The organism is Lamprobacter modestohalophilus (assembly GCF_016583905.1).
Classification (GTDB): Bacteria; Pseudomonadota; Gammaproteobacteria; order Chromatiales; family Chromatiaceae; genus Lamprobacter; species Lamprobacter modestohalophilus.
In genome coordinates this window covers 65,699-88,442 of sequence record NZ_NRRY01000003.1, presented here as the reverse complement: position 1 = coordinate 88,442, position 22,744 = coordinate 65,699, and the positions used below count along the sequence as shown (strand labels likewise).

Below are 22,744 nucleotides of genomic sequence, written 5' to 3'. Positions count from 1 at the left end.
GATGAGTGAGCGAAACAATTCCGAGCGTAATAACCTCGGCTTCATCCGCGAGATCAACGGCCCGATCGTCACCATCGATCTGCCCGGTATCCGCAGTGGCGAGCAGGTCAAGATCGGCGAGCTGGGGCTGGTCGGCGAGGTGATCTCGCTGAATGGCCGCGAGGCGACGGTGCAGACCTATGAGAGCACCGATGGCGTGCGACCCGGCGAACCGGCCGAGGGCCTCGGCTGGCCGCTGTCGGTCGAGCTGGGGCCAGGACTGCTGGGCGGCATCTTCGATGGCATTCAACGGCCACTGGAGAAGATCGCGCTGCAGTCGGGCGATTACATCCGCCGTGGCTTGAGCCTGCCCGGTCTGGATCGCGAGCGGGAATGGGAATTTGAGCCCAATCCGGAGCTCGGGCCTGGCAAGCAGATCGGTCCCGGCACGGTGCTCGGCACGGTGCAAGAGACCGAGACCGTGCTGCACAAGATCCTGGTGCCACCGGGGCTTGAGGGTGAGCTGACCGAGCTGGCGCCGAATGGCGACTATGCCATCGAGGCCACCATCGGCCATCTGCGCGACAAGGCCGGCCATAGTCATCGGCTGAAGCTGTTTCACCGCTGGCCGGTACGCAAGCCGCGTCCTTATCTCAAGCGCGACGATGGCATTTCGCCGCTGATCACCGGTCAGCGCGTCATCGACAGCTTCTTCCCCCAGCTCAAAGGTGGCAAGGGCGCCGTGCCTGGCCCCTTTGGTGCCGGCAAGACCGTGGTGCAGCAGCAGATCGCGCGTTGGTCGAATGCCGAGATCGTCATCTACGTTGGCTGCGGCGAGCGCGGCAACGAGCTGGTCGATGTGCTCGAGACCTTCCCGCAGCTCGAAGACCCCTATACCGGCCGCAAGCTGATGGAGAAGACCCTGCTGGTGGCCAATACCTCGAATATGCCCGTGGTCGCCCGCGAGGCCTCGATCTACGTCGGCCTGACCATGGCCGAATACTATCGCGACATGGGCTACGACGTGGTCATGCTCGCCGATTCCACCAGCCGCTGGGCCGAGGCCCTGCGCGAGGTGTCGGGTCGGCTCGGGCAGATGCCGGTCGAGGAAGGCTATCCGGCCTATCTGTCCTCGCGTCTGGCCGCGGTCTACGAGCGCGCTGGTCGCGTCGAGACCTATGATGCCGGCCCCGGCTCAGTGACCCTGATCGGCGCTGTTTCACCGCCCGGTGGTGACTTTTCGGAGCCGGTGACCAGCCATACCAAGGACATCATCGAGACCTTCTGGGCGCTGTCCAAGGAGCTGGCCGACGCGCGTCATTATCCGAGCATCGATTGGGTGACCAGCTTCTCGGCCCATGTCCACGCTGCGGCCGAATGGTGGCACAAGGAAGTCGATCGCCGCTGGGAGGCCCGCCGCACCCAGGCGCTCGCGCTGTTGGCGCGCGACGCCGAGCTCTCACGCATCGTCAACCTGGTTGGCCCCGAGGCCCTCTCCGATGCCCAGCGCTGGCAGCTCGAAGGTGCCTCGCTGATCAAGGAGGGTGTGCTGCAGCAGAGCGCGCTCGACGAGGTCGACACCTTCTGCTCGCCGCAGAAGCAATTCGCCCTGCTCGATCTAGCCCTCTCGATCTACGACAAGGGCATGACCCTGATCGAGCTGGGCGTGCCGGTGAGCCATCTGCAGGACCTGCCACAGCTGGCCAAGGTGCGCCGCTGCAAATCGATCTACAACAGCGATCAGGTCTCGAGCATCACCGACCTCGGCCGCGAGATCGAGGATGCCTTCGAGGCCATCCGGGTCCAGTATGCGAAACAGCACAGCGATGACTAAGCACGCCCTCTCCTCTTGGACTCCAGCCCCTAGCAGCATGAATCGCCTGTCATGAGCATCAAAGAATACCGAACTGCCAGCGAGGTTCGCGGCGGGCTGATCCTGGTCCGCGATACGCCCGGGGTCGCCTTTGGCGATCGCGTGCGCATCTCCGACGGCCGCGGCGGCACCCGCGATGGCCAGGTGATTCGCGCCTCCAACGAGGAGGTGATGATCCTGGTGTTCGAGGGCACCGATGACCTCGATCTGGAAGCGGTCTGGGTGCGCTTTCTCGATGAGCCCGTCGAGATCGCCCTCTCCCCGGAGATCCTCGGCCGCGAGTTCAACGGCCTCGGCGAGCCGCGCGATGGTCGCCCGCCGATCCTCTCCAATATCCGCCGCGCGGTCGGTGGCTCCGCCATCAACCCGGCCGCGCGTAGCTATCCGCGCGAGTTCATCCAGACCGGCATCTCGACCATCGACGGCCTGAACTCGCTGGTGCGCGGGCAGAAGCTGCCGATCTTTTCGGGATCAGGTCTGCCGCACAACCGGCTTGCGGCGCAGATCGTCCGCCAGGCCAAGCTCAAGGACGAGGACTCGAGCTTCTCGATCGTGTTCGCAGCGATGGGCGTCAGCTATGCCGATGCCAAGTTCTTCCGCGATGAGTTCGCCAGCTCCGGTGTGCTGCGCAACGTGGTGATGTTCGTCAACCTGGCCGATGACCCGCCGGTTGAGCGCCTGACCCTGCCACGAACCGCGCTGACGGTCGCCGAGTACCTGGCCTATGATCTCGATCGGCATGTGCTGGTGGTCATGACCGACATGACCTACTACGCCGAAGCGCTGCGCGAGGTCGCGACTGCCAAGGGTGACGTGCCAGCGCGTAAAGGTTATCCCGGCTATCTCTACTCGGACCTCGCCGAGATCTATGAGCGCTGCGGCCGCATCCATGAGCGCCATGGCTCCATCACCATGATGCCGGTGGTCTCGATGCCGTCCGACGACATCACCCATCCGATCCCAGACCTCACCGGCTACATCACCGAGGGCCAGATCGTGCTCTCGCGCGAGCTGCACAATCAGGGCATCTACCCGCCGGTGCATATCTCGCCAAGCCTGTCGCGGCTGATGAAGGACGGTATCGGCAAGGACGACACCCGCGAGGATCATCCCAAGGTCGCGGCGCAGCTCTATGCGCTCTATGCGCGCGCGCTCGAGACCCGCAACCTGGCTAGCATCATCGGCGCCGATGAGCTCTCCGAGCGCGACCGCCGCTATCTGAAGTTCGCCGACGACTTTGATCAACGCTTCGTCGGCCAAGGCGAGTCTGAGGATCGCAGCATCGAGGCCACGCTCAACCTGGCCTGGGAATTGATGAGCGCGTTTCCGCGCGACAGCCTCACCCGCCTCTCGGAGACCGAGCTGGCGAAGTACTATCAGGGTAACGACTGACGCGACTCAGCCGTCAAGGAGTCTCCATGCACTATCCCGCACTCAAGGTCGCGTTCGGCCTGCTGCTCTTTTCATTATCGTCGCTCGCGTTCGCGTCCGACGGGTCCAACCATATCGACCTGACCGGCAACTGGGTCGGCTACACAGCCATCCTGATCTTTGTCATCGCCTACGCGCTGGTGATGGCCGAGGAATTCACCCATCTGCGCAAGTCGAAACCGGTGGTGTTGGCGGCTGGCCTCATCTGGGTACTGATCGCCTACTTCTACACGGGCCATGGCGGAGACTCTCAAGCCGTCGCCGACGCCGTGCACCACAACATCATGGAGTTTGCCGAGCTGTTCCTGTTCTTGCTCGCGGCGATGACCTACATCAACGCGATGGAGGAGCGGCTGGTTTTCGAGTCGCTGCGCGCTTGGCTGATCCGCAGTGGCTTTAGCTACCGCAAGCTGTTCTGGATGACCGGCTTTCTGGCCTTCTTCATCTCTCCGGTCGCAGACAATCTGACCACTGCCTTGTTGATGTGCGCCGTGGTCATGGCCGTTGGCGCCGACAAACCGAAATTCGTGGCTATCGGCTGCATCAACATCGTCATCGCCGCCAATGCCGGTGGTGCCTTCAGCCCCTTTGGCGATATCACCACCCTGATGGTCTGGCAGAAGGGCATCCTGCCGTTCCAGACCTTCTTCCTGCTCTTTATCCCGGCGCTGGTCAACTATCTGGTGCCAGCCTACTTCATGCATAAGGCGATTCCAGACGAGACGCCGCCCGCGAGTGACGAGGTGGTCAAGACCAAACGCGGGGCTAAGCGCATCGTCTTGTTGTTCCTTCTCACCATCGCCACTGCCGTGAGCGTGCACAACTTCTTCCACCTGCCGCCGGTGCTGGGCATGATGACCGGCCTGGCCTATCTGAAGTTCTTCAGCTATTACCTTTACATGAGCGGCGAGATGGCGACCGTCAAGGCTGGCTCATTGGAAGACACCATGCCGTTCGACATCTTCAATAAGATCGCCCGGGCGGAATGGGACACGCTGTTGTTCTTCTATGGCGTCGTGCTCTGTGTCGGCGGTCTCGGCTTCATCGGCTATCTCGAGCTGGTGTCGGCGTTCGCCTACATCGATGTTGGCCCTACCTTCGCGAATGTCATGGTGGGTATCCTCTCGGCGATCGTCGATAACATCCCGGTGATGTTTGCGGTGCTGACGATGAACCCAGAGATGTCGCAGGGACACTGGTTGCTGGTGACCCTGACCGCAGGCGTCGGCGGTAGCCTGTTGTCGATCGGCTCAGCGGCCGGTGTGGCGCTGATGGGTCAAGCAAAGGGGATCTATACCTTCTTCGAGCATATGCGCTGGACCAAGTACATCGCACTCGGTTATGTGGCCAGCATCCTCGTCCACTTCATCGTGAACTTCTGGACCTTCTCGATCCCGGTCAATGGCTAGCTTCGCTGCAATTGCATTGCAACCACTGATCGGCGAGCCAGGAGCCAAGCGACACGGCTCCCGGCTCGTTGGCGATACCGAACTTTAGTCGCCTAAGGCCGGCCCCGTTTTAGTCGCTGCGCCTGTAACGGTGCGCGATCAAGGTTCGCGCGACCTCGGCTCTGTCCAGGTGCTGAGCTCGCGCAATACGCTGGTCGCGTAGCTACCGGCAGGCAAGGTGAAGGCTAAGTTGACATCGACTGGAGACATACGGTCGAGTTCAAGCTCCTCGATATCGAGCCGCAGCGCGCGCCGTTCTTGCTTGAGACCGACTGCCGCCAAGCCCGCGACCCAGTCGGGATAATCCGCGGCTACTTGGTCCTCCAGTTCACGCACCAGTCCATCCGTCAGCGGCTCGCCATCGCCGAAGAGCGGCCCGGTTGGGATCAGATCGCCAGAGTCTAGGCGTTCCAAAATGCGCTCGTCGACGCTATCGACCAGGAAATGCGAGTGACTGCCGCGCAGCTGCAGGCGGTCGCCGTCCAGGGCGTTGCCCCAGTCGCCGCGTTCGACCCGGCGCGCCAAGAACTCGTTGAACAGTTGCGAGCGCGCCGCCGAGATCCATAGCCCGCGTTGATGCCGACTGGCCCGCGGCGCCACGCCAGCAAACAAGGCCTGCGCTCGGAGCAGATTACCCTCACCACGCCCAAACCGTTGCGGCCCGAAATAGTTCGGCACTCCGTTTGCGGCCATCTTCGCGAGCTGCTCCGCTGCCGCATCGAGATCGCCACTGGTCTCGCGCAGCCGAATGCGGAACTGGTTCCCGGCCAAGGACCCGCGCTTGAGCTTGCGACGGTGCCGATGCTGCTCCAAGACCTCAATGCCATCTTCGGCGAGCAGCCGCCAGCGTGGCTCTGCTGCGTTACCGAGGTGGACAGAGAACCACTGGGTGGTCACGGCATGCCGGTCCTTGAGTCCGGCGTAGCCAACCATCTTGACCGAAACGCCGGCCAACGACGCGATGCGTCGGGCGACCCATTCGGTGTTCGCCGAGGTCTTGCGGATGCGCAGCAGCGCATGCTCGCCGTCGCCATCGGGGCCGAAGGCAAGGATCTCGTCGACGATGAAGTCGGCCGGCTGGGTGCGCAGTTGCGCACTCAGGCGAGGACCACCAAACGCATAAGGCAGCTCGGAAAACGAGCGCCATGGCTTGACCGAATCGATGAGTGGACGCTGCGCTGTACTCACCGGGCCGCCGCAGTTCCGGTCGTCCCAGCGTCGTCGAGCAGAACGACGGCAAAGGCGGCGATGCCTTCGCCCCGTCCCGTGAAGCCCATGCGCTCACTGGTGGTGGCCTTGACGTTGACACGTGCCACCGCCAGGCCCAAGTCAGCAGCGATACAGTCGCGCATCGAGACGATATGAGGAGCGAGCTTGGGCGACTGCGCGACCAGGGTCAGATCCGCGTTATGCACCCGCAGGTCGCGTTCCGCGAGTGACTGCATCACGCGCCGCAGCAGCACGCGGCTGTCGATGTCCTTGAAGGCGGCGTCCGAATCCGGGAAGTGATGGCCGATATCCCCGAGGCCAGCTGCGCCGAGCAGCGCATCGCAGAGCGCATGGAGCAACACATCGCCGTCGGAATGCGCCTCGAGCCCGAGGTGGTGCGGAACCTCGACCCCACCGAGCATCAGCCGGCGATCTGGGGCGAAGCGATGGGCATCGATGCCCTGCCCGATTAACATGGGCTCGCCCCTAGGATCTGCGCTGCGGTGTCGAGCGACCGCTGCTGTCGCTCCTGCTTAGCCTCTACTTGCTTCATCGTCGCTCCTGGTGGCGCGGTTTGCGCGGGTGGCGCGAGTGGCGCGCTAGTGGTCGAGGAAGAACTCGGCCAAGGACAGATCCTCAGGCCGGGTAATCTTGATGTTGTCTACACGGCCTTCGACCAGGAGTGGGCGAAGCCCGAGCTGCTCGATCGCGCTGGCGTCGTCGGTGATCGCGATACCCTGTGCCCGACAATGGGCCAGTGCCTCGCGCAGCTGTCCGAGCCGAAAGGCTTGCGGTGTATAGGCACGCCACAATTGCTGGCGCGGCAGGGTGCGCTCGACGCGCGCACCGAAGGCGTCTTCGGCGGCCTTGACCGTGTCGTGCATCGGGACAGCAAGCAGTGCACCAACCGGCTCGTCCACTAAGGCCGCGAGCAGCCGATCAAGATCCTCAGTGGTCAAACAGGGTCTGGCCGCATCATGAACCAAGACCCAATCATCGTCAGCGGCGTTGCCGGCCAAGGCGGCGAGTGCATGCGCGACCGAATCTGAACGCTCAGCGCCACCCGCGACGCGCTTGACCGCTGGATGATCGGCATAGGCCGTGTCTTGCCACCACTCATCCTCAGGGCTCAGTGCGATGACGCAGCCGGCGATCAGTGGATGCTGCACGAAGACAGCCAAGCTGTGCTCGATCACGCGGCGCCCGCGTAGCGGCAGATATTGCTTCGGTATCGGGCCACCGAAGCGGCGACCGGCGCCCGCCGCCGGCAGCACGACCCAGTGCTGAGGATCTGCTGTCATTGCGTTTTGGTCTCGTCTGTCTTTTCGACCACCTGCAAGAAGACCTCGCCGGATTGGATCATGCCGAGCTCACTCCGAGCCCGCTCTTCGATCGCATCAAGCCCGGTCTTCAGATCCTCGACCTCAGCAGCGAGGGCACTGTTACGGGCCTGGAGTCGGACCAACTCCTGCTCGGTTTCAACAATGCGCCCGCGCAGATCATGCAGCTCAGCGACGCTGCCATCGCCAATCCAGAGACGAAATTGAAGGAACCCGAGGAGTACCACCAAGACTAAAACGAGCTGGCGCATCGAGTCACGTCCTCTGCTGCGATCGTCTCACTGGGCGCGACCACAATGCGGCCGCGCCGCAGCAATCAGAGCGGTTGCTTAAAGGCATCGCGGCCCGCATAGACCGCCGCATCGCCGAGCTGATCCTCGATCCGCATCAGCTGGTTGTATTTCGCCACCCGATCGGTGCGAGAGAGTGAACCGGTCTTGATCTGGCCCGTGGCTGAGGCAACCACCAGATCAGCGATGGTGGTGTCCTCGGTCTCACCCGAGCGATGCGAAACAACCGCGGTGTAACCGGCCTTTTGCGCCATCTGGATCGCTTCGAGGGTCTCAGTCAGCGAGCCGATCTGGTTGACCTTGATCAGGATCGAGTTGGCGATGCCTTTGTCGATGCCTTCTTGGAGGATCTTGGTATTGGTGACGAACAGATCGTCGCCAACCAGCTGGACCTTGCCGCCGAGCCGCTCGGTATGGTCCTTCCAACCCTCCCAATCGCCCTCGGCGAGGCCATCCTCGATACTGATGATGGGATACTTACCGACCCAATCCAGTAGCAGATCGGTCATGCCGGCGGCGTCGAGCTTGCGACCTTCACCCTTGAGATTGTAGATGCCGTCCTCGTAGAACTCGGAGGCGGCAACATCCATGCCGAGGTAGATGTCCTTTCCGGCCTGATAACCGGCCTTCTCGATGGCCTCGAGGATCACCTCGATGGCGGCCTCGTTGCTCGGCAGATCGGGCGCAAAGCCCCCTTCGTCACCCACGGCTGTGGCCAATCCGCGTCCGTGCAACACCGCCTTCAGCGCATGGAAGACCTCGGCACCCCAGCGCACGGCCTCGCGCAGGCTCGGTGCGCCGACCGGCAGGATCATGAACTCCTGGAAGTCGACGCTGTTGTCGGCGTGCTCGCCGCCGTTGATGATGTTCATCATCGGCACCGGTAGGCGGTAGTCGCCGGTTCCAAGGGATTGATAGAGCGGGACCGCCTTCTCTTGCGCGGCGGCATGGGCTGCGGCCATCGACACGCCGAGGATCGCGTTGGCTCCCAGCCGTGCCTTGTTCTCGGTGCCGTCGAGCTCGATCATGGCGCGATCCAGCGTCTCCTGATCGGTGACTTCAAGACCCACCACCGCATCGCGCAGCTCGCCGTTGACGTTGGCGCAGGCGATCAGCACGCCCTTACCAAGGTAACGCGACTTGTCGCCATCACGCAGCTCGAGGGCCTCGCGCGAGCCGGTCGAGGCGCCGGACGGCACCGCAGCGCGACCAAGCGCACCCTCAGCGGTAATAACATCGACCTCGACAGTGGGATTGCCGCGAGAATCCAAGATCTCGCGGGCGCGGACATCGACGATTTCAGACATGGCTCAAACCTCATTAAAGTGGATAAAAAATAACCTGGCGATGGGATCTGCGTGATGCCTGGCCCTGATCCGATCGCGACCATGACGAGCCGGACCAGCGTCAGATCGCATCATTTGCAAATCCTCTCGATAACCGACTGGCTCGCGACTGGCTCGCGACTAGCTCCCCAAGTGGCCACTGCACTGGCAGCCCGCATCGGTATCGCAACGTCCTCAGTGGTGTCGTGCTAGAGCCGTTGCTCCGGAAATCCCCGTGCCTTGACCAAGCGGTCAAGCTCCACAAGCGTCCCCAGTAGCTCGGCCATCAGTTCTAATGGCCAGGCGTTCGGGCCGTCACTCTTCGCCTGGCTCGGATTCGGATGGGTCTCCATAAACACGCCGGCAACACCAGCGGCGACGGCGGCACGCGCCAGCACCGGAACGAACTCGCGCTGGCCGCCTGAGCTGTGGCCCTGGCCACCGGGCAGTTGCACCGAGTGCGTCGCATCGAACACCACCGGACAGCCGGTCTCGCGCATCACCGCCAGCGAGCGCATGTCTGAGACCAGGTTGTTATAGCCGAAGCTGACCCCGCGCTCACAGACCATCAAGGCCTGATTGCCGGTTGAGCGCGCCTTTTCGACCACGCGCGCCATGTCCCAAGGTGCCAGAAACTGGCCCTTCTTGATGTTCACTGGCCGCCCTTGCGAGGCGACCGCGAGGATGAAGTTGGTCTGGCGGCAGAGAAAGGCCGGTGTCTGCAGCACATCGACCACCGCCGCAACCTCATCCAGAGGGGTGTCTTCATGCACATCCGTCAGCACCGGTACACCGACCCGCTCGCGCACCCCTTCGAGGATCTTTAGTCCAGCGTCGACACCGAGGCCGCGAAAGCCGTCGATCGATGACCGATTGGCCTTATCGAAGGATGACTTGAAGATGAACGCAATACCCAAGGCCGCGGTCATCTCTTTCAGCCGCCCAGCGGTATCCTGCGCCAGCATCTCGCTCTCGATCACGCAGGGACCGGCAATCAGGAACAGTGGCTGTTCGAGGCCGACCTCGACGCCGCAGAGTTGCATCAGGCCAGCTCCTCTTTGCCTGCGGTGGAAAGCGATGTACTGCTGACCGTTGCAGCGGGCCGCTCGCTCTGTGTGTGCTTCTGATAGGCCAGCGCTGCCTCGATGAAGCCGCGGAACAAGGGATGACCGTCGCGCGGGGTCGAGGTGAACTCAGGATGGAACTGGCAGCCGACGAACCAGGGATGATCGGGGATCTCGACGATCTCAACCAGCCTGGAGTCCAGCGACCAGCCCGAGAACCGCATGCCCGCGTCTTTCATCGCGTCACAGTAGCGGTTGTTGAACTCGTAGCGGTGCCGGTGCCGTTCTCGGACCTGGGGCGTGCTGTAGGTGGCGCGCGCGAGGCTGCCCGGCTCCAATCGACAATGCTGCCCGCCGAGGCGCATGGTGCCACCCTTATCGGATTCGGCGTTGCGCGTCTCGCGCTTGCCGTGCTCCGTTTGCCACTCGGTGATGAGCGCGATCACCGGATGCGGCGTGTCTTGATGGAACTCGGTGCTATGGGCGCCCTCGAGCTTGGCCACGTTGCGCGCGTATTCGATGACCGCCACCTGCATCCCGAGACAGATGCCCAGGTAGGGGATGCGATGCTGACGCGCATAGCTCACCGCGCCGATCTTACCCTCGATGCCGCGCTCGCCAAAACCGCCGGGCACCAGAATCGCGTCGAGTCCATCGAGGCAGCCGGGGCCATTGGTCTCGATCTCCTCGGAGTCGAGGTAGCGGATCTTGACCCGGGTACTGGTCTGCACGCCGGCATGGATCAGGGCCTCGGACAGCGACTTGTAGGCCTCGGTCAGCCCCATGTACTTGCCCACCATGCCGATGGTGACCTGATTGCGTGGATGTTCGAGTCCATCGAGCACGCGCTGCCACTCGGTCAGATCGGCCTCCGGCACCTCGAGGCGGAACTGGTTGACCACCAGCGCGTCGAGCTCTTGCGCATGTAAGAGCATGGGGATGCGATAGATGTGGTCGGCATCGACGGCCGAGATCACCGCCCGCTCCGGAACATTGGTAAAGAGCGCAATCTTGCGCCGCTCCTCATCCGGCAAGTCACGCTGGGCGCGGCACAGCAGGATGTCGGGCTGGATACCGATCGAGCGCAGTTCCTTGACCGAGTGCTGGGTCGGCTTGGTCTTGATCTCGCCGGCAGCTGGAATGTATGGCACCAGCGTGAGATGCATGAACAACGCATTTTCGACGCCGACCTCGACGCGCATCTGCCGGATCGCCTCGAGAAACGGTAGTGACTCGATATCGCCGACGGTGCCGCCGATCTCGACAATCGCGACATCGGCGTCGTCAGCGCCTAGGCGGATCGAATCCTTGATCTCGTCGGTGATGTGCGGGATGACCTGAACCGTGCGGCCGAGATAATCGCCCCGCCGCTCCTTGCGGATCACGCTCTCGTAGATCTGGCCGGTGGTGAAGTTGTTGTTGCGTCCCATCCGCGTGCGGAGGAACCGCTCGTAGTGACCGAGATCGAGATCGGTCTCCGCACCATCATCGGTGACGTAGACCTCACCATGCTGAAACGGACTCATGGTGCCCGGATCGACGTTGATGTACGGATCGAGCTTGATCATTGTCACTTTGAGGCCGCGCGCTTCGAGCAGCGCAGCCAGTGACGCGGACGCAATACCTTTGCCGAGCGACGAGACGACGCCGCCGGTAACGAAAATAAGCTTGGGCATGACCTGTGGGGGCAGACGACTTGGGTCTAGATAGGATACCCCTCTCACGGTAGCAAATTGGCCTCGACCTCACAATTCGAACTGTCAAGCCGAACTGGCCAGCCGAACGGGCAAACCGAACAAGCAAACCAAACTGGCAAACTGACCCGACAAACGCGCAATGCCATGGCATCGATCATAGACTTCACAAGCAACGACTGGTGCACGTATACTTCGCGGCGTTCGTTCTCTGCGGACCTCCATCGCAGCTCAACGCGGAGTCAACCCTCGAATATCGCAGGGGCTGCGGCGGATCGATTCACCACCCTTACGGAGCATCACAATGTCCAAGTTTGCAAAGGTACTCGGCATCGCCGCTATTGCCACCAGCGCCGCCTTCTCGATAGGCGCTGCTCAGGCTTGGTGGGGCGGTCCTGGCTACGGCGGTCCCGGCTACGGCGGACCTGGCTACGGAAGCGGCTGGGGCGACGGCATGGGCGACATGTTCAGCGACATGGTCGGTGACGGCTATGGCGACTTCAACATGAGCATGAGCGGCGGCGGTCGTGGCTATGGTCGCGGGCGTGGCTACGGCTATGGCCGTGGTTACGGCGATGGCTACGGCTACGGCAACCCGGGCTATGGCTATGGCGCGCCTTACGGTTATGGTGCCCCCTACGGCTACGGCGCTCCTTATGGCATGCCCTACGGCGCACCCATGGCTCCGGCTGCCCCGGCTGCTCCTGAGGCCAAATAAGTCAAAGTAGCGGTTTATCACCGTTACGCATTGAGTCGCGCCTCGGCGCGGCTTTTTCTATTGGCTCGAGGCGATTACATCACGAGATCCCCGGATCTCCGATGACACTCAGCGACCCCCTTCGCCACCGTTCCGCCGGCTCAGCCCTCACCGCTGTCTGCGAGCGCGTCGGTGCCCCGATCGATGTCCCCGATCGGAAGTTCGCCGCTGTCTTGTAACGCCCGATCGTCGCACTCGCCCCCCTTCGTGGTAGGCTTCGCGACCCCCCTGCGAAACCTCGACCGGCTATTCCACTGCGCAGCGCGCGTGTATGTAAGTCAGATTGACGCTTGATGCATGTCAACTTGAGTTGCAGAATAAGGTCAAACAACTCACTGGAATCTTGCTTTGACTCAGCGAAAAGTAATCTCGTTCGACACGATCCGAGTCGCCTGCAAGAACTGCTCACTGTCGCAGCTCTGTCTGCCAATGGGCCTCGCGCCGGAAGATGTCGAACGTCTCGACTCGATCATCAAGCGATCCCGTCCACTGCACCGCGGTGACCACCTGTTCCGCGGTGGCGAGCGCTTCCGGTCCCTCTATGTCGTCAAGACCGGGTCGGTCAAGACCTATGCGCCCAGCGAGGAGGGCGGTGAGCAGGTGCTCGGCTTCCACCTTCCCGGCGAGATCATCGGCCTCGACGCGATCGATAAAGCGTGCCATGCCTGCTCGGCCAAGGTGCTCGAGACCTCGGCGATCTGTGAAGTCCCCTTCCAGCGCTTCGAGGAGCTAGCCGCCGCGATCCCCTCCCTGCAGCACCAGATGTATCGACTGCTGAGCAAAGAGATCGGGCAGGACGCCGACATGTTGCTGCTCCTCGGCAAGAAAAACGCCGAGGAACGCCTAGCAGCCTTCTTGACGAGCATGTCAAGTCGATTGAGCAAGCGCGGCCTCTCGCCAACCGACTTCTATCTGAGCATGTCGAGGCATGAGATCGGCAGCTACCTCGGGCTCGCGGTAGAAACCGTCAGTCGGCTCTTCACACGCTTCCAAGAGGATGGGCTGCTCCGCGTCGATCGTAAGCATGTCGAGGTGCTCAACCTAAGCGCTCTCGAAATGATGGCGGGGGCGCCTCCGTCTAGCGCACATAAGCAACGTTCGAACTAAGACACGAACTAAGACACCTAGCAGCCATCCGTTCAACGGGTGGGCAGCTCGACCTTCGCGAAAGGATATTCGTGAAAGGGTTTTCGCGAAAGCACGCGCCTCAAGATTCGCAAGCATTCAGGTTATTGTTGCTCGCGCGCCGAGACCACTGGGATCAGCAAAAACTCGGATCAGCAAAGACTCGGGTCAGCAAAAACTTCGGCCAGCAGAGATCCGCTCCACGTTTGCTTGGGGCGGGGCTAGCCGATCAATCTCAGTCTTGCGCCCCATCCGGTACCCTGTCGGATCCTGTCGCGCCCGATAACGAGAGCCAGACACAGCCGTCTTGGCTAACCGCGTTGATCGCCTCTAGACGGGCCCGATGGGCTGACTGTTCGAGTTCAGTCGCACGCACGATGCGCAAAGCGGGCCTATCCTTTCGCACCCGTCTTGGGGCGCCCTCAGCCTCGCCCCCTCCATCGCGACCATCGCGATTCGCCTCACTACCGAGCGCCAACGAAACCTGGCCGCCTGTCATCGCCAGGTAGACGTCGGCGAGAATCTCCGCGTCGAGTAAGGCACCGTGCAAATCGCGCCGAGTGTTATCGATCTCGTAGCGCCGACAGAGTGCGTCGAGACTGTTGCGTTGCCCGGGATGGCGCTTACGCGCCAGCGCCAAGGTGTCGACTACCGTGCAAATATCCTCGATACGAGGGGCATCTGGACGCCATTGGCTCAGTTCGTGATTCAAGAAGCCGACGTCGAAGGCGGCGTTATGGATGACCAGCTCGGCACCACGGAGATACTCGATCAGCTCCTCGGCAATCTCTGCGAAGCGCGGTTTGTCGGCGAGGAAGGCATTCGAAATGCCATGCACCGCGACCGCGCCGGCATCGATCTCACGATCGGGCTGCAGATACCGGTGGAAGTTGGCCTTGGTCAGCTGACGCTCGACCACCTCGACGCAGCCGATCTCGATCACTCGATGGCCTTCGCTCGGCTCGAGCCCAGTGGTTTCTGTATCGACAACAAGTTGTCGCATGCGGTCATTCCTCGTTAGCCTGACGCAATCGGCTCATCGCCAGGATGGCGGCGCGCCGAGTGGTTGCGGACAAGCAGGTGACTTGATCAGCCGCGAGATCAAGCTCGCGTCGGGATGCCCCGATTGGCGAGCTGATCCGCACGCTCATTCTCGGCATGGCCGCTGTGCCCACGCACCCAGCGCCAGCTCACCTGATGGCCAGCGAGTGCCTGATCGAGCCTTAGCCAGAGGTCCTGGTTCTTCACCGGACTGCCCTGTTTGGTCATCCAACCGTTGCGCTTCCAGCGCGCCATCCAGCGCTCGACTCCATCCTGCACATAGCGCGAGTCGACGGTGAGGATCACGGTGCTCTGCCGCTTCAGCGCCTCCAGCGCCTGGATCACCGCCATCAGCTCCATACGGTTATTCGTGGTCTGTCGCTCACCACCGTAAAGCTCCTTCTCGTGTGCGCCGTAGCGCATCAAGGCGCCCCAACCTCCTGGCCCGGGATTGCCTTTACAGGCCCCATCGGTAAACACCTCAACCGCGGGCGTTGCGCGATCAAGCTGTGGGTTTGCGGGAGACGCGTTACTGACGAGCATGATTACCTTGACGAGCGGTTGGCTTAACGGCGCCACCAGGCAGAAACGCCGAGCGTTGTCTCCAGCGCGGCCGAAGCGGGGTGGACAGGGTCACGCGCTTTACTGCGCGCATCACGTAGATGCCGCCGAAGATCGGCCACCAGCGTGCGCCGGTCTCCTCGATCCAATCGAGACGACTACTGAAGGCGGAGCGCAGCGGGGGACGAAACAACAGCCACTCGCGCATCTCGAGCTGAAAGCCCAGCAGATCGAGCCAGTCGATGAGGCGCGATGAGGTCAGCTGATTACCACACCAGGGGGCCTGTCGATGATGCGGCGCCCTGCGCATCAGGCCCCAGGTACTCAATGGGTTGAAGCCAATAATCAGGATGCGCCCCTCCGGGATCAAAACCCGCTCAGCCTCGCGCAGCACGCGTTGCGGCTGCAACGCGAAGTCGAGCGTGTGCGGCAAGAGCAAGGCATCGATACTGGCCGGCGCCAGGGGCAGTTCAGCTGGCTTCGCGCGCAGGGGCGAGCCGCCCCAACTCACGCAAGATCGTTCGCTGAGCACCACGTGCGACCGGATACGGCTATGCTCGAAGGCGTCGTGGAAGTCACCAAGGCAACCGATCTGGACCAAGAAGTGGCCAAAGGAATTCTCGATCATCCGGTCGACAGATTCGCGCTCGACACGCGCAACCTCGCGACCAACGGCCGTGTTGAGCCACTCGGCTAGGCCCTCGATGGCAGCGCTATCATCCTCGCAGCGGGACCTCATCGAAGGTCTCGACATCGGTCGTGCCTACGGCTGGAAAGACCTCGGGTTTTCCCGTATATTCGGGGCACGAGGCGCGATAAAATACTCACAAAGCGCATCTTTTTTTCATCCAGCCGCTGCCCAGTCTCTTATGCAAAGTGCTGCCCGCATCCTTCTGCTCTCGGTCGCGATCGGCCTTCCCTTCCAGCTCAGTGGCTGCGCCAGCCAACGACCAATCGGCGATGACATCGCCAATGGCCAGACCTTTTCGGTCTCAGCGCGAGAGTACGGCTACGTCCGACCCGCCCTCGACGTCCGCGTCATCGGCCGCGAGGATGGCAACACCAAGCGTCGGCATCGCACTGCCGGTGCTGGAGCCAGCGGCGACCTCTGGGATCGCGTCCGTTATGGCGAAAGTCTTGGAGTGACCGATCATCAGCGCGTCGCGCAAGCGATGCGCGCACTCAAGCGAGACAGCGATTATCTCACGGATCTGAGTCAGCGAGCGCAGCCGTATCTGCACCTGATCATCGAAGAGCTCGAGCGCAGTGGCCTACCGGCCGAACTCGCGCTGCTGCCCGAGGTCGAGAGCCGCTATAACCCGCACGCCGTGTCGCCCAAGAGCGCGACCGGCATGTGGCAGTTCATGCCGTACACGGGCGTCGAGATGGGCCTCAAGCAGAACAGCTGGTACGACGGACGCAACGATATCTTGGCGTCGACGCGCGGTGCCATCGCCTATCTACGTCAGCTGCATCGCGAGCTCGACGGCGACTGGGCATTGGCGCTGGCCGGCTACAATGCGGGTCCAGGCCGCGTGCGTGCAGCGCAGCGGGCCAATAAAGCAGCGGGCAAGCCGATCGATTTCTGGTCCCTCGACCTGCCGACCGAAACGGAAAACTACGTGCCCAAGCTGCTCGCGATCGCCAAGCTGGTGCGAGAGCATGCTGCGTTGGGGCTCGAGATGCCACAGATCGCAAATCGCCCGCGTGTCGAGGTGGTCGAATCCCGGCAGCAGATCGACCTCGCTCAGGCCGCTCGTGCCTGTGGTGTCACCGTCACGCAGCTGAAACGGCTCAACCCTGGGCTGAAGCGCGGTAAGACGCTCCCAAGCGGACCCCACCTGGTCTTGGTTCCCGCGGGCACTGGCGATAAGTTGCGCACAGCACTGGCGCAGGCAGGAACACTCAAGGCACCGAGCTTAGCGGCGACAGCAGACGAGCCAACCGGAGCAGCACTCAGCGCCGGCGACAGCTGAGGCGATTGCTGTCAAAGCTTGTTTCGGCAACAGCCGCCTCCCGGCTTGGCCATCGGCGGCCTGCCATCATCACCTGCTGTTATGGGATGCCGAGCAGCTTGTGCAGTTGCAGACTCAGGCGCCATTGCGGATGACGCCTGCAATAGTCAACCGCCCAATCGGTGTACTTGGCACGCTGCGGCCCGTCCATCGGTTGCAGGAAGAACTGCGCGAAGTCTAGGTCCGCAAATCGCTCCGGTGGTGCATCAGGCTGCGGGAATACCAACTTGAGCTCATCACCGGACCTCAGCGCCAGAGGCGCATCTGCTTTCGGACTGACGCAGAGCCAGTCGATGCCTGGAGGGGCTGGCTGCGTGCCATTGGTCTCGACGGCGATCTCGAAGTCGCGCTCATGCAGAGCCGCGATCAAGGCCGCGTCGAGCTGCAGCAGCGGCTCGCCGCCGGTGCAGACGACGTAACGCCGCCCTCTACTCCCGTCACCCGACGCCGACTGGCCGATCCACTGCGCCAAGATATGCTCGGCCAGGGCCTCAGCACCATTGAATCGACCGCCCCCGGGGCCATCAGTGCCGCGAAAATCGGTATCGCAGAAGGTGCAGATCGCGCCGGCCCGGTCACGCTCGAGGCCAGACCAGAGGTTGCAGCCCGAAAAGCGACAAAAAACGGCGGCACGCCCGCTCCGGGCACCTTCCCCCTGCAAGGTGTAGAAGGCCTCTTTTATCTGGTAGCTCGAAGGCATGGCTGCGCTGGCTAAGCTGTCTTGACTCGCTGTTCTGGACGCGCATCTAGAGCGGCAGCACGGTGACCTCTCGCCGCGGTACCGATGCTCCCCAGCACAACAGCACGCCGCAACCTGGCCGTTCGGTAAGCTCGAGTCGATCCGCCTGTGGCAGCACATCGGCGACAGCCCTGCGAATCCAGCGAGCAATCCCTGCCGCACTCGGGTCGGCGAGCTGCGGAAGCCCATTCAGCTCATGATGATCAAGCTGCGCATAGATTGGCTTGAACAACGCCTTGACATCACCGTAGTCGACCGTCCAACCAAGCACCTCATCCAGGGGCGCGGTCAGATGCAGCCTGAGCAGATAACTATGCCCATGCAGACGCCGCCGGGCATCGGGTGCCGGCGCTTTAGTGAGGCGCAGTGCCCCCTCGAAGCGCAGCTCCTTCCAGATCCGGTATTCGCGACCATCGTAATGACAGCCTGCTGTCGCGGTCTCATAGACACTCACCAGCGACAGCTCCGGTAGCACCGCTTTGAGACGCTGCCAGATCCAGAAAGCCAGCAGCTCGCTGGTTGGATTCTCCAGACCCGGGAGATCATTCAAGCACCGGTGGTCGAGCTCGGCATGCAGCGGTGACCAGATCGCGCCGAGCTGGTCGTAATGGCTCCCGCTGCTCGCGGTCTTCTCGGCCAGACCATCGGACGGCCCGCCAAAGCGCTGCTGCGCGTGCAGGATGACCTCGAAACCATGTCCGTGCATGCGACCACACTGATGATCCGGCGGCACATTCACCAGCCGATGTGCGGCCTCGAATCGGAAACGGCGCCAGACATGGATCTTGCGCACATCATCACCGGCAACCGCGTCCGAGCCTGCCGAGTCCGCGCTTGTCGCATCCGTCCTTGTCGCATCCGTCCTTGTCGCATCCGTCCTTGTCGCATCCGTCCTTGTCGCATCCGTCCTTGTCGCATCCGTCCTTGTCGCATCCACCCCTGTCGTATCCGTGCTTACAGGTTTCGACTCAGGGTCTAGCTCAGGAAAAACCCTGCCCAACTCGACGCCCTGCTCGCTGGTGCTTTGAACGCCAACCTGTGCAATACCAGGGACACCGCGAACGCCCATCAGCTGCCGTTGCACCCAAGCAGCCAGATGCTCGTCGCTCGGCAGCTCGAGCTGCTGATTGAGGTCGCGGTAGTCGAGCACTTCGATCGCACCGCGCAAGGCGTCGGCAAGCGCATCGGTCTCAGCGCCGTCGAAGCCGCCCCAACCTGCCGGCAGCTCGGCCAGCACGCGGGCCTTGAAGCTATGGCCATGCAAGCGCTGCTCTTGATGGCCTAGCGGCAGCGTCGGCAACCGCCGTGCGGCCTCAAACCCTGCTGCGGCTTTGTGAAACAGGCGCTCAGACATCAGACTTGTCCCGCAAAGCGCTGCAGTAACGGATCAGTGAGCCCAGCTTCGGCAAAGCCTTTGGCTCGCAGCTGACAGGAGTCGCAGTGTCCGCAAGGACGGGCATCGGGCGCCGGGTCATAGCAGCTACTGGTGAGCCCGTAATCGACCCCGAGCGCGGTGCCGCGACGGATAATCTCGGCCTTACTCATGGTCATCAAGGGTGCATGGATGCGTAGATGTTGGCGTCCCTCAACCCCTGCCGCCGTCGCCAAGTTGGCCATGCGCTCAAAGGCGGCGATGAATTCGGGCCGGCAGTCTGGATAGCCGGAGTAGTCGAGGGCATTGACGCCGATAAAGATGTCGTTGGCTTCGAGCACCTCGGCCCAGGCCAAGGCGAAGGACAAGAACACCGTATTGCGCGCTGGCACGTAGGTGACCGGGATGCCAGCCCCCGCAATCGCTTGGGCGTCCCGATCCTTCGGCACGGCGATATCGGCGGTCAGCGCCGAACCACCAAAACGCCGCAGATCAATCTCGGTGATCAGATGCTCGCGCGCGCCGAGCGCAGCGGCGACGACGGCCGCCGCATCCAACTCGATCAGATGCCGCTGTCCATAGCGAAACGAGAGCGCATAGGCGTCGTAGCCGGCCTCGCGGCAGATCGCGAGCGCAGTCGCCGAGTCCAGCCCACCACTCAGCAGCACAACCGCATTCGCCATCATTCAATCTCCATTCTGACTTTACGTCAGCAGCCATGTTAGAGACTGCCCATCAACCTCTTCCCGATCTGGGGTCCAGTGTTGGACGAGCATCGGGCAATAGAACATGGACCGCCTTAAGAGCGACAACCAAGCAAAAAGGGCGCCGAGGCGCCCTTTACGATCTCCGCAAATGCGGCTGGCAATTAGTTGACCTTGGGGTCAAGCTCGCCCTTGGCATAACGCTGGGTCATCGCCTCCAGCGAGAGTGCGCGGATCTTACTCGCGTTACCGGCAGTACCGAAGGCCTCGTAGCGCGCCTTGCAGATCTCCTTCATGGCCTGGGTCGAGGCCGCGAGATACTTGCGTGGGTCGAAGTTCTTCGGGTTCTCGGCCAGATGCTTGCGGATGGCTCCGGTCGAAGCCATGCGCAGGTCGGTGTCGATGTTGACCTTACGCACGCCGTTCTTGATGCCCTCGGCGATCTCTTCGACCGGCACACCGTAGGTCTCGCCCATCGCTCCACCGAACTGGTCGATGATCTTCAGCCACTCCTGCGGCACCGATGAGGAGCCGTGCATGACCAGATGGGTATCTGGGATGCGGGCGTGGATCTCCTTGATGCGCTCGATAGCCAAGATGTCACCGGTCGGCGGACGGGTGAACTTGTAGGCGCCATGGCTGGTGCCGATGGCAATCGCCAGGGCGTCGACCTTGGTGTCGGCGACGAATCGGGCCGCCTCTTCGGGGTCGGTCAGCAGCTGGCTGTGATCCAGCACGCCTTCGGCACCGGAGCCGTCTTCTTCACCAGCCATACCAGACTCGAGCGAGCCGAGGCAGCCAAGCTCACCCTCGACCGATACACCGCAGGCATGCGCCATATCGACCACCTGACGGGTGGTGCGTGCGTTGTAGTCGTAATCCATCGGCGTCTTCATGTCCTCGCCGAGGGAACCATCCATCATGACCGAGCTGAAGCCGAGCTGGATCGAACGCTGGCACACGGCTGGCGAGGAACCGTGGTCCTGATGCATGACGACGGGGATGTGCGGGAATTCCTCGATCGCGGCCAAGATCAGGTGGCGCAGGAAGGGGGCGCCAGCGTACTTGCGGGCACCGGCCGATGCCTGACAGATGACCGGCGAATCGGTCTCGTCGGCGGCCTCCATCATGGCCCGCATCTGCTCGAGGTTGTTCACGTTGAATGCCGGGACGCCATACTGATGCTCAGCGGCGTGGTCTAGCAACTGGCGAAGCGAAATAAGGGCCATTGCGGTTCTCCTCTGTCGTTGAAAATAAAAGGTTGGTGCAAAAAGTCGGTTGCCGATGAGTCTATCGGATGGGTCAGTCAGATGAATCTACCGGATGAATCAATCGCCGGCTAGCAGCCGGTGCTCGCCGACACGCATGATCTTCATGATGTTGGTCTGCCCCTCGACACCGGAGCGATCGCCCTTGGTGATCAGCACCAGATCGCCCTCTTGGACGGTGCCGTGGCGCAGCAGTTCTTCGATGACCTCCATGTTGACCTCGTGAATGTTGGTACTCGAGACATCGAATCTTACCGGATAGACGCCACGGAAAAGGGTTACTTTTCGACGGGTTGGAACCTGGCGGGTCATCGCATAGATGGGGATACCAGAGCTGATGCGCGACATCCACTTGACCGTTGAGCCAGACTCGGTCAGGGCGGCAATCGCCTTCACACCCAGATGGTTCGCGGTGTACATGGTGGCCATTGCGATGGCCTCGTCGACGCGGCCAAAGACGGCATCGATGCGATGGCCAGAGCGGCGCACCAGGCGCTCCTTCTCGGCCTCGGCGCAGATGCGTGACATCGCCTCGACCACCTTGGCGGGATTCTTACCCACCGACGTCTCAGCCGAGAGCATCACCGCATCGGTGCCATCGAGCACCGCATTGGCGACGTCGAAGACCTCGGCCCGGGTTGGAATCGGGTTCTCGATCATCGACTGCATCATCTGCGTCGCGGTGATGACGACGCTGTTGCGATCGCGCGCCATGCTGATCAGTCGTTTCTGCACGGCCGGCAGCTCGGCATCACCGATCTCCACCCCGAGATCACCACGCGCCACCATCACCGCGTCGGAGGCATCGATGATGTCCTCAAGCGCGGTCAAGGCCTCCGCGCGCTCGATCTTGGCCACGATGCCGCCCTTGCCACCGGCCTCTTCGAGCAGCTGCCGCGCGAGCCGAACGTCGTTGCCGTTGCAAACGAACGAGACGGCGACATAGTCGGCCTTGACCTCGGCGGCAAAGACGATGTCGGCCTTATCTTTCTCGGTCAAGGCTGGCGCTGAGAGTCCGCCGCCCTTCTTATTGATGCCTTTGTTGTTCGACAGCTTACCGCCGAGCACCACAGTACAATCGATGCGTGAGCCCGAGACAGCCTTGACCCGCAGCTCAATCGCCCCGTCATCGAGCAGCAACAGGTCACCTGGCGCAACATCCTCGACCATGCTCGGTAAGGTGGTACCGACGCGCGTGCCATCGCCGCCATCGAGTGGGCACGCGGCGTCGATGGCAAAATCCGCGCCCTCGGCCAGCTCGACTGCGCCTTCGGCAAAGCGACCGATGCGGATCTTTGGCCCCTGCAAATCGACCAACAGCCCGAGCGGATGCCCTTTGGCAAGGGCGGCCTCACGCACACGACGGGCCCGCTCCCGATGGCGATCGTGCGAGTCGTGCGACATATTCAGCCGCACCACGTTGAGGCCCGCATCCATCATCGCCTCCAGCACACCGGGAGCGTCGGTGGCGGGGCCGAAGGTCGCAACGATTTTGGTACGTCTTGGCAT

General features: G+C 62.4%; 21 protein-coding genes. 6 read left to right on the top strand and 15 right to left on the bottom strand.

The annotated features are described in order from the left end of the window. The first annotated feature begins 1 nt into the window (after position 1). The 3 genes from CKO42_RS02555 to nhaD are packed head-to-tail and all read left to right on the top strand — an operon-like array spanning position 2 to position 4,692. Positions 2-1,813 (top strand): V-type ATP synthase subunit A, encoded by a 1,812-nt coding sequence (locus tag CKO42_RS02555; RefSeq protein ID WP_200238196.1) that lies wholly within the window; start codon positions 2-4, stop codon positions 1,811-1,813. A 51-nt stretch (positions 1,814-1,864) separates the two neighbouring features. Then, positions 1,865-3,244: a V-type ATP synthase subunit B gene (locus CKO42_RS02550; RefSeq protein ID WP_200238193.1), complete on the top strand. Its 1,380-nt coding sequence runs from the start codon at positions 1,865-1,867 to the stop codon at positions 3,242-3,244. 26 nt (positions 3,245-3,270) lie between these two features. Further along, positions 3,271-4,692: a sodium:proton antiporter NhaD gene (gene nhaD, locus CKO42_RS02545; RefSeq protein ID WP_200238190.1), complete on the top strand. Its 1,422-nt coding sequence runs from the start codon at positions 3,271-3,273 to the stop codon at positions 4,690-4,692. Positions 4,693-4,830: 138 nt separating this feature from the next. Here the strand turns inward: nhaD and truD are convergent, their stop codons facing one another. From truD to CKO42_RS02510, 7 genes are all read right to left on the bottom strand, one after another. After that, positions 4,831-5,919, bottom strand: a complete 1,089-nt coding sequence (truD, locus tag CKO42_RS02540; protein ID WP_338034831.1) for a tRNA pseudouridine(13) synthase TruD — start codon at positions 5,917-5,919, stop codon at positions 4,831-4,833. Next, the gene (ispF, locus tag CKO42_RS02535; protein ID WP_200238171.1) at positions 5,916-6,416 is read right to left on the bottom strand and encodes a 2-C-methyl-D-erythritol 2,4-cyclodiphosphate synthase; all 501 of its coding nucleotides are present in this window, start codon (positions 6,414-6,416) and stop codon (positions 5,916-5,918) included. Before ispF ends, truD begins: the two co-directional genes overlap by 4 nt. A gap of 123 nt (positions 6,417-6,539) precedes the next feature. Then, positions 6,540-7,241, bottom strand: a complete 702-nt coding sequence (ispD, locus tag CKO42_RS02530) for a 2-C-methyl-D-erythritol 4-phosphate cytidylyltransferase (RefSeq protein ID WP_200238163.1) — start codon at positions 7,239-7,241, stop codon at positions 6,540-6,542. Continuing rightward, on the bottom strand, positions 7,238-7,531 hold the full coding sequence (gene ftsB / locus CKO42_RS02525) for a cell division protein FtsB (RefSeq protein ID WP_200238157.1): 294 nt from the start codon (positions 7,529-7,531) through the stop codon (positions 7,238-7,240). The genes ispD and ftsB overlap by 4 nt, the downstream gene beginning before the upstream one ends. A gap of 65 nt (positions 7,532-7,596) precedes the next feature. After that, on the bottom strand, positions 7,597-8,877 hold the full coding sequence (eno, locus tag CKO42_RS02520) for a phosphopyruvate hydratase (RefSeq protein WP_200238154.1): 1,281 nt from the start codon (positions 8,875-8,877) through the stop codon (positions 7,597-7,599). 227 nt (positions 8,878-9,104) lie between these two features. Beyond that, positions 9,105-9,938 (bottom strand): 3-deoxy-8-phosphooctulonate synthase, encoded by an 834-nt coding sequence (kdsA, locus tag CKO42_RS02515; protein WP_200238150.1) that lies wholly within the window; start codon positions 9,936-9,938, stop codon positions 9,105-9,107. Next, positions 9,938-11,635, bottom strand: a complete 1,698-nt coding sequence (locus tag CKO42_RS02510) for a CTP synthase (protein ID WP_200238143.1) — start codon at positions 11,633-11,635, stop codon at positions 9,938-9,940. Before CKO42_RS02510 ends, kdsA begins: the two co-directional genes overlap by 1 nt. Before the next feature lie 322 nt (positions 11,636-11,957). Between CKO42_RS02510 and CKO42_RS02505 the strand changes: the two genes are divergently transcribed. Next, positions 11,958-12,371 carry a sulfur globule family protein gene (locus CKO42_RS02505; RefSeq protein WP_200238126.1) on the top strand — a complete coding sequence of 138 codons (414 nt, stop codon included), beginning with the start codon at positions 11,958-11,960 and terminating at the stop codon, positions 12,369-12,371. A gap of 387 nt (positions 12,372-12,758) precedes the next feature. Next, on the top strand, positions 12,759-13,517 hold the full coding sequence (gene fnr, locus CKO42_RS02500) for a fumarate/nitrate reduction transcriptional regulator Fnr (RefSeq protein ID WP_200238120.1): 759 nt from the start codon (positions 12,759-12,761) through the stop codon (positions 13,515-13,517). Positions 13,518-13,770: 253 nt separating this feature from the next. On the opposite strand, the gene dnaQ is transcribed toward fnr, so the two are convergent. From dnaQ to CKO42_RS02485, 3 genes are all read right to left on the bottom strand, one after another. Beyond that, positions 13,771-14,538: a DNA polymerase III subunit epsilon gene (dnaQ, locus tag CKO42_RS02495; RefSeq protein WP_200238112.1), complete on the bottom strand. Its 768-nt coding sequence runs from the start codon at positions 14,536-14,538 to the stop codon at positions 13,771-13,773. 98 nt (positions 14,539-14,636) lie between these two features. After that, entirely contained in the window at positions 14,637-15,119 is a 483-nt protein-coding gene (gene rnhA, locus CKO42_RS02490) for a ribonuclease HI (RefSeq protein ID WP_200238105.1), read from the bottom strand. Continuing rightward, positions 15,106-15,876: a class I SAM-dependent methyltransferase gene (locus CKO42_RS02485; protein ID WP_200238095.1), complete on the bottom strand. Its 771-nt coding sequence runs from the start codon at positions 15,874-15,876 to the stop codon at positions 15,106-15,108. The genes rnhA and CKO42_RS02485 overlap by 14 nt, the downstream gene beginning before the upstream one ends. Before the next feature lie 130 nt (positions 15,877-16,006). Here CKO42_RS02485 and CKO42_RS02480 point away from each other — a divergent pair, with 130 nt between their 5' ends. Then, a complete protein-coding gene (locus CKO42_RS02480; protein ID WP_200238090.1) occupies positions 16,007-17,113 on the top strand; it encodes a transglycosylase SLT domain-containing protein in 1,107 nt (368 codons plus the stop codon). 79 nt (positions 17,114-17,192) lie between these two features. Here the strand turns inward: CKO42_RS02480 and queE are convergent, their stop codons facing one another. The 5 genes from queE to pyk form a co-directional block, all read right to left on the bottom strand. Next, a complete protein-coding gene (gene queE, locus CKO42_RS02475; RefSeq protein ID WP_200238085.1) occupies positions 17,193-17,852 on the bottom strand; it encodes a 7-carboxy-7-deazaguanine synthase in 660 nt (219 codons plus the stop codon). A gap of 46 nt (positions 17,853-17,898) precedes the next feature. Beyond that, a complete protein-coding gene (locus tag CKO42_RS02470) occupies positions 17,899-19,245 on the bottom strand; it encodes a 6-pyruvoyl trahydropterin synthase family protein (protein WP_242479062.1) in 1,347 nt (448 codons plus the stop codon). Beyond that, a complete protein-coding gene (queC, locus tag CKO42_RS02465; protein ID WP_200238081.1) occupies positions 19,245-19,946 on the bottom strand; it encodes a 7-cyano-7-deazaguanine synthase QueC in 702 nt (233 codons plus the stop codon). Before queC ends, CKO42_RS02470 begins: the two co-directional genes overlap by 1 nt. Before the next feature lie 185 nt (positions 19,947-20,131). Beyond that, positions 20,132-21,196, bottom strand: coding sequence for a class II fructose-bisphosphate aldolase (gene fba / locus CKO42_RS02460; RefSeq protein WP_200238061.1), 1,065 nt, complete (start codon positions 21,194-21,196; stop codon positions 20,132-20,134). 99 nt (positions 21,197-21,295) lie between these two features. Further along, positions 21,296-22,744 (bottom strand): pyruvate kinase, encoded by a 1,449-nt coding sequence (gene pyk, locus CKO42_RS02455; RefSeq protein ID WP_200238056.1) that lies wholly within the window; start codon positions 22,742-22,744, stop codon positions 21,296-21,298.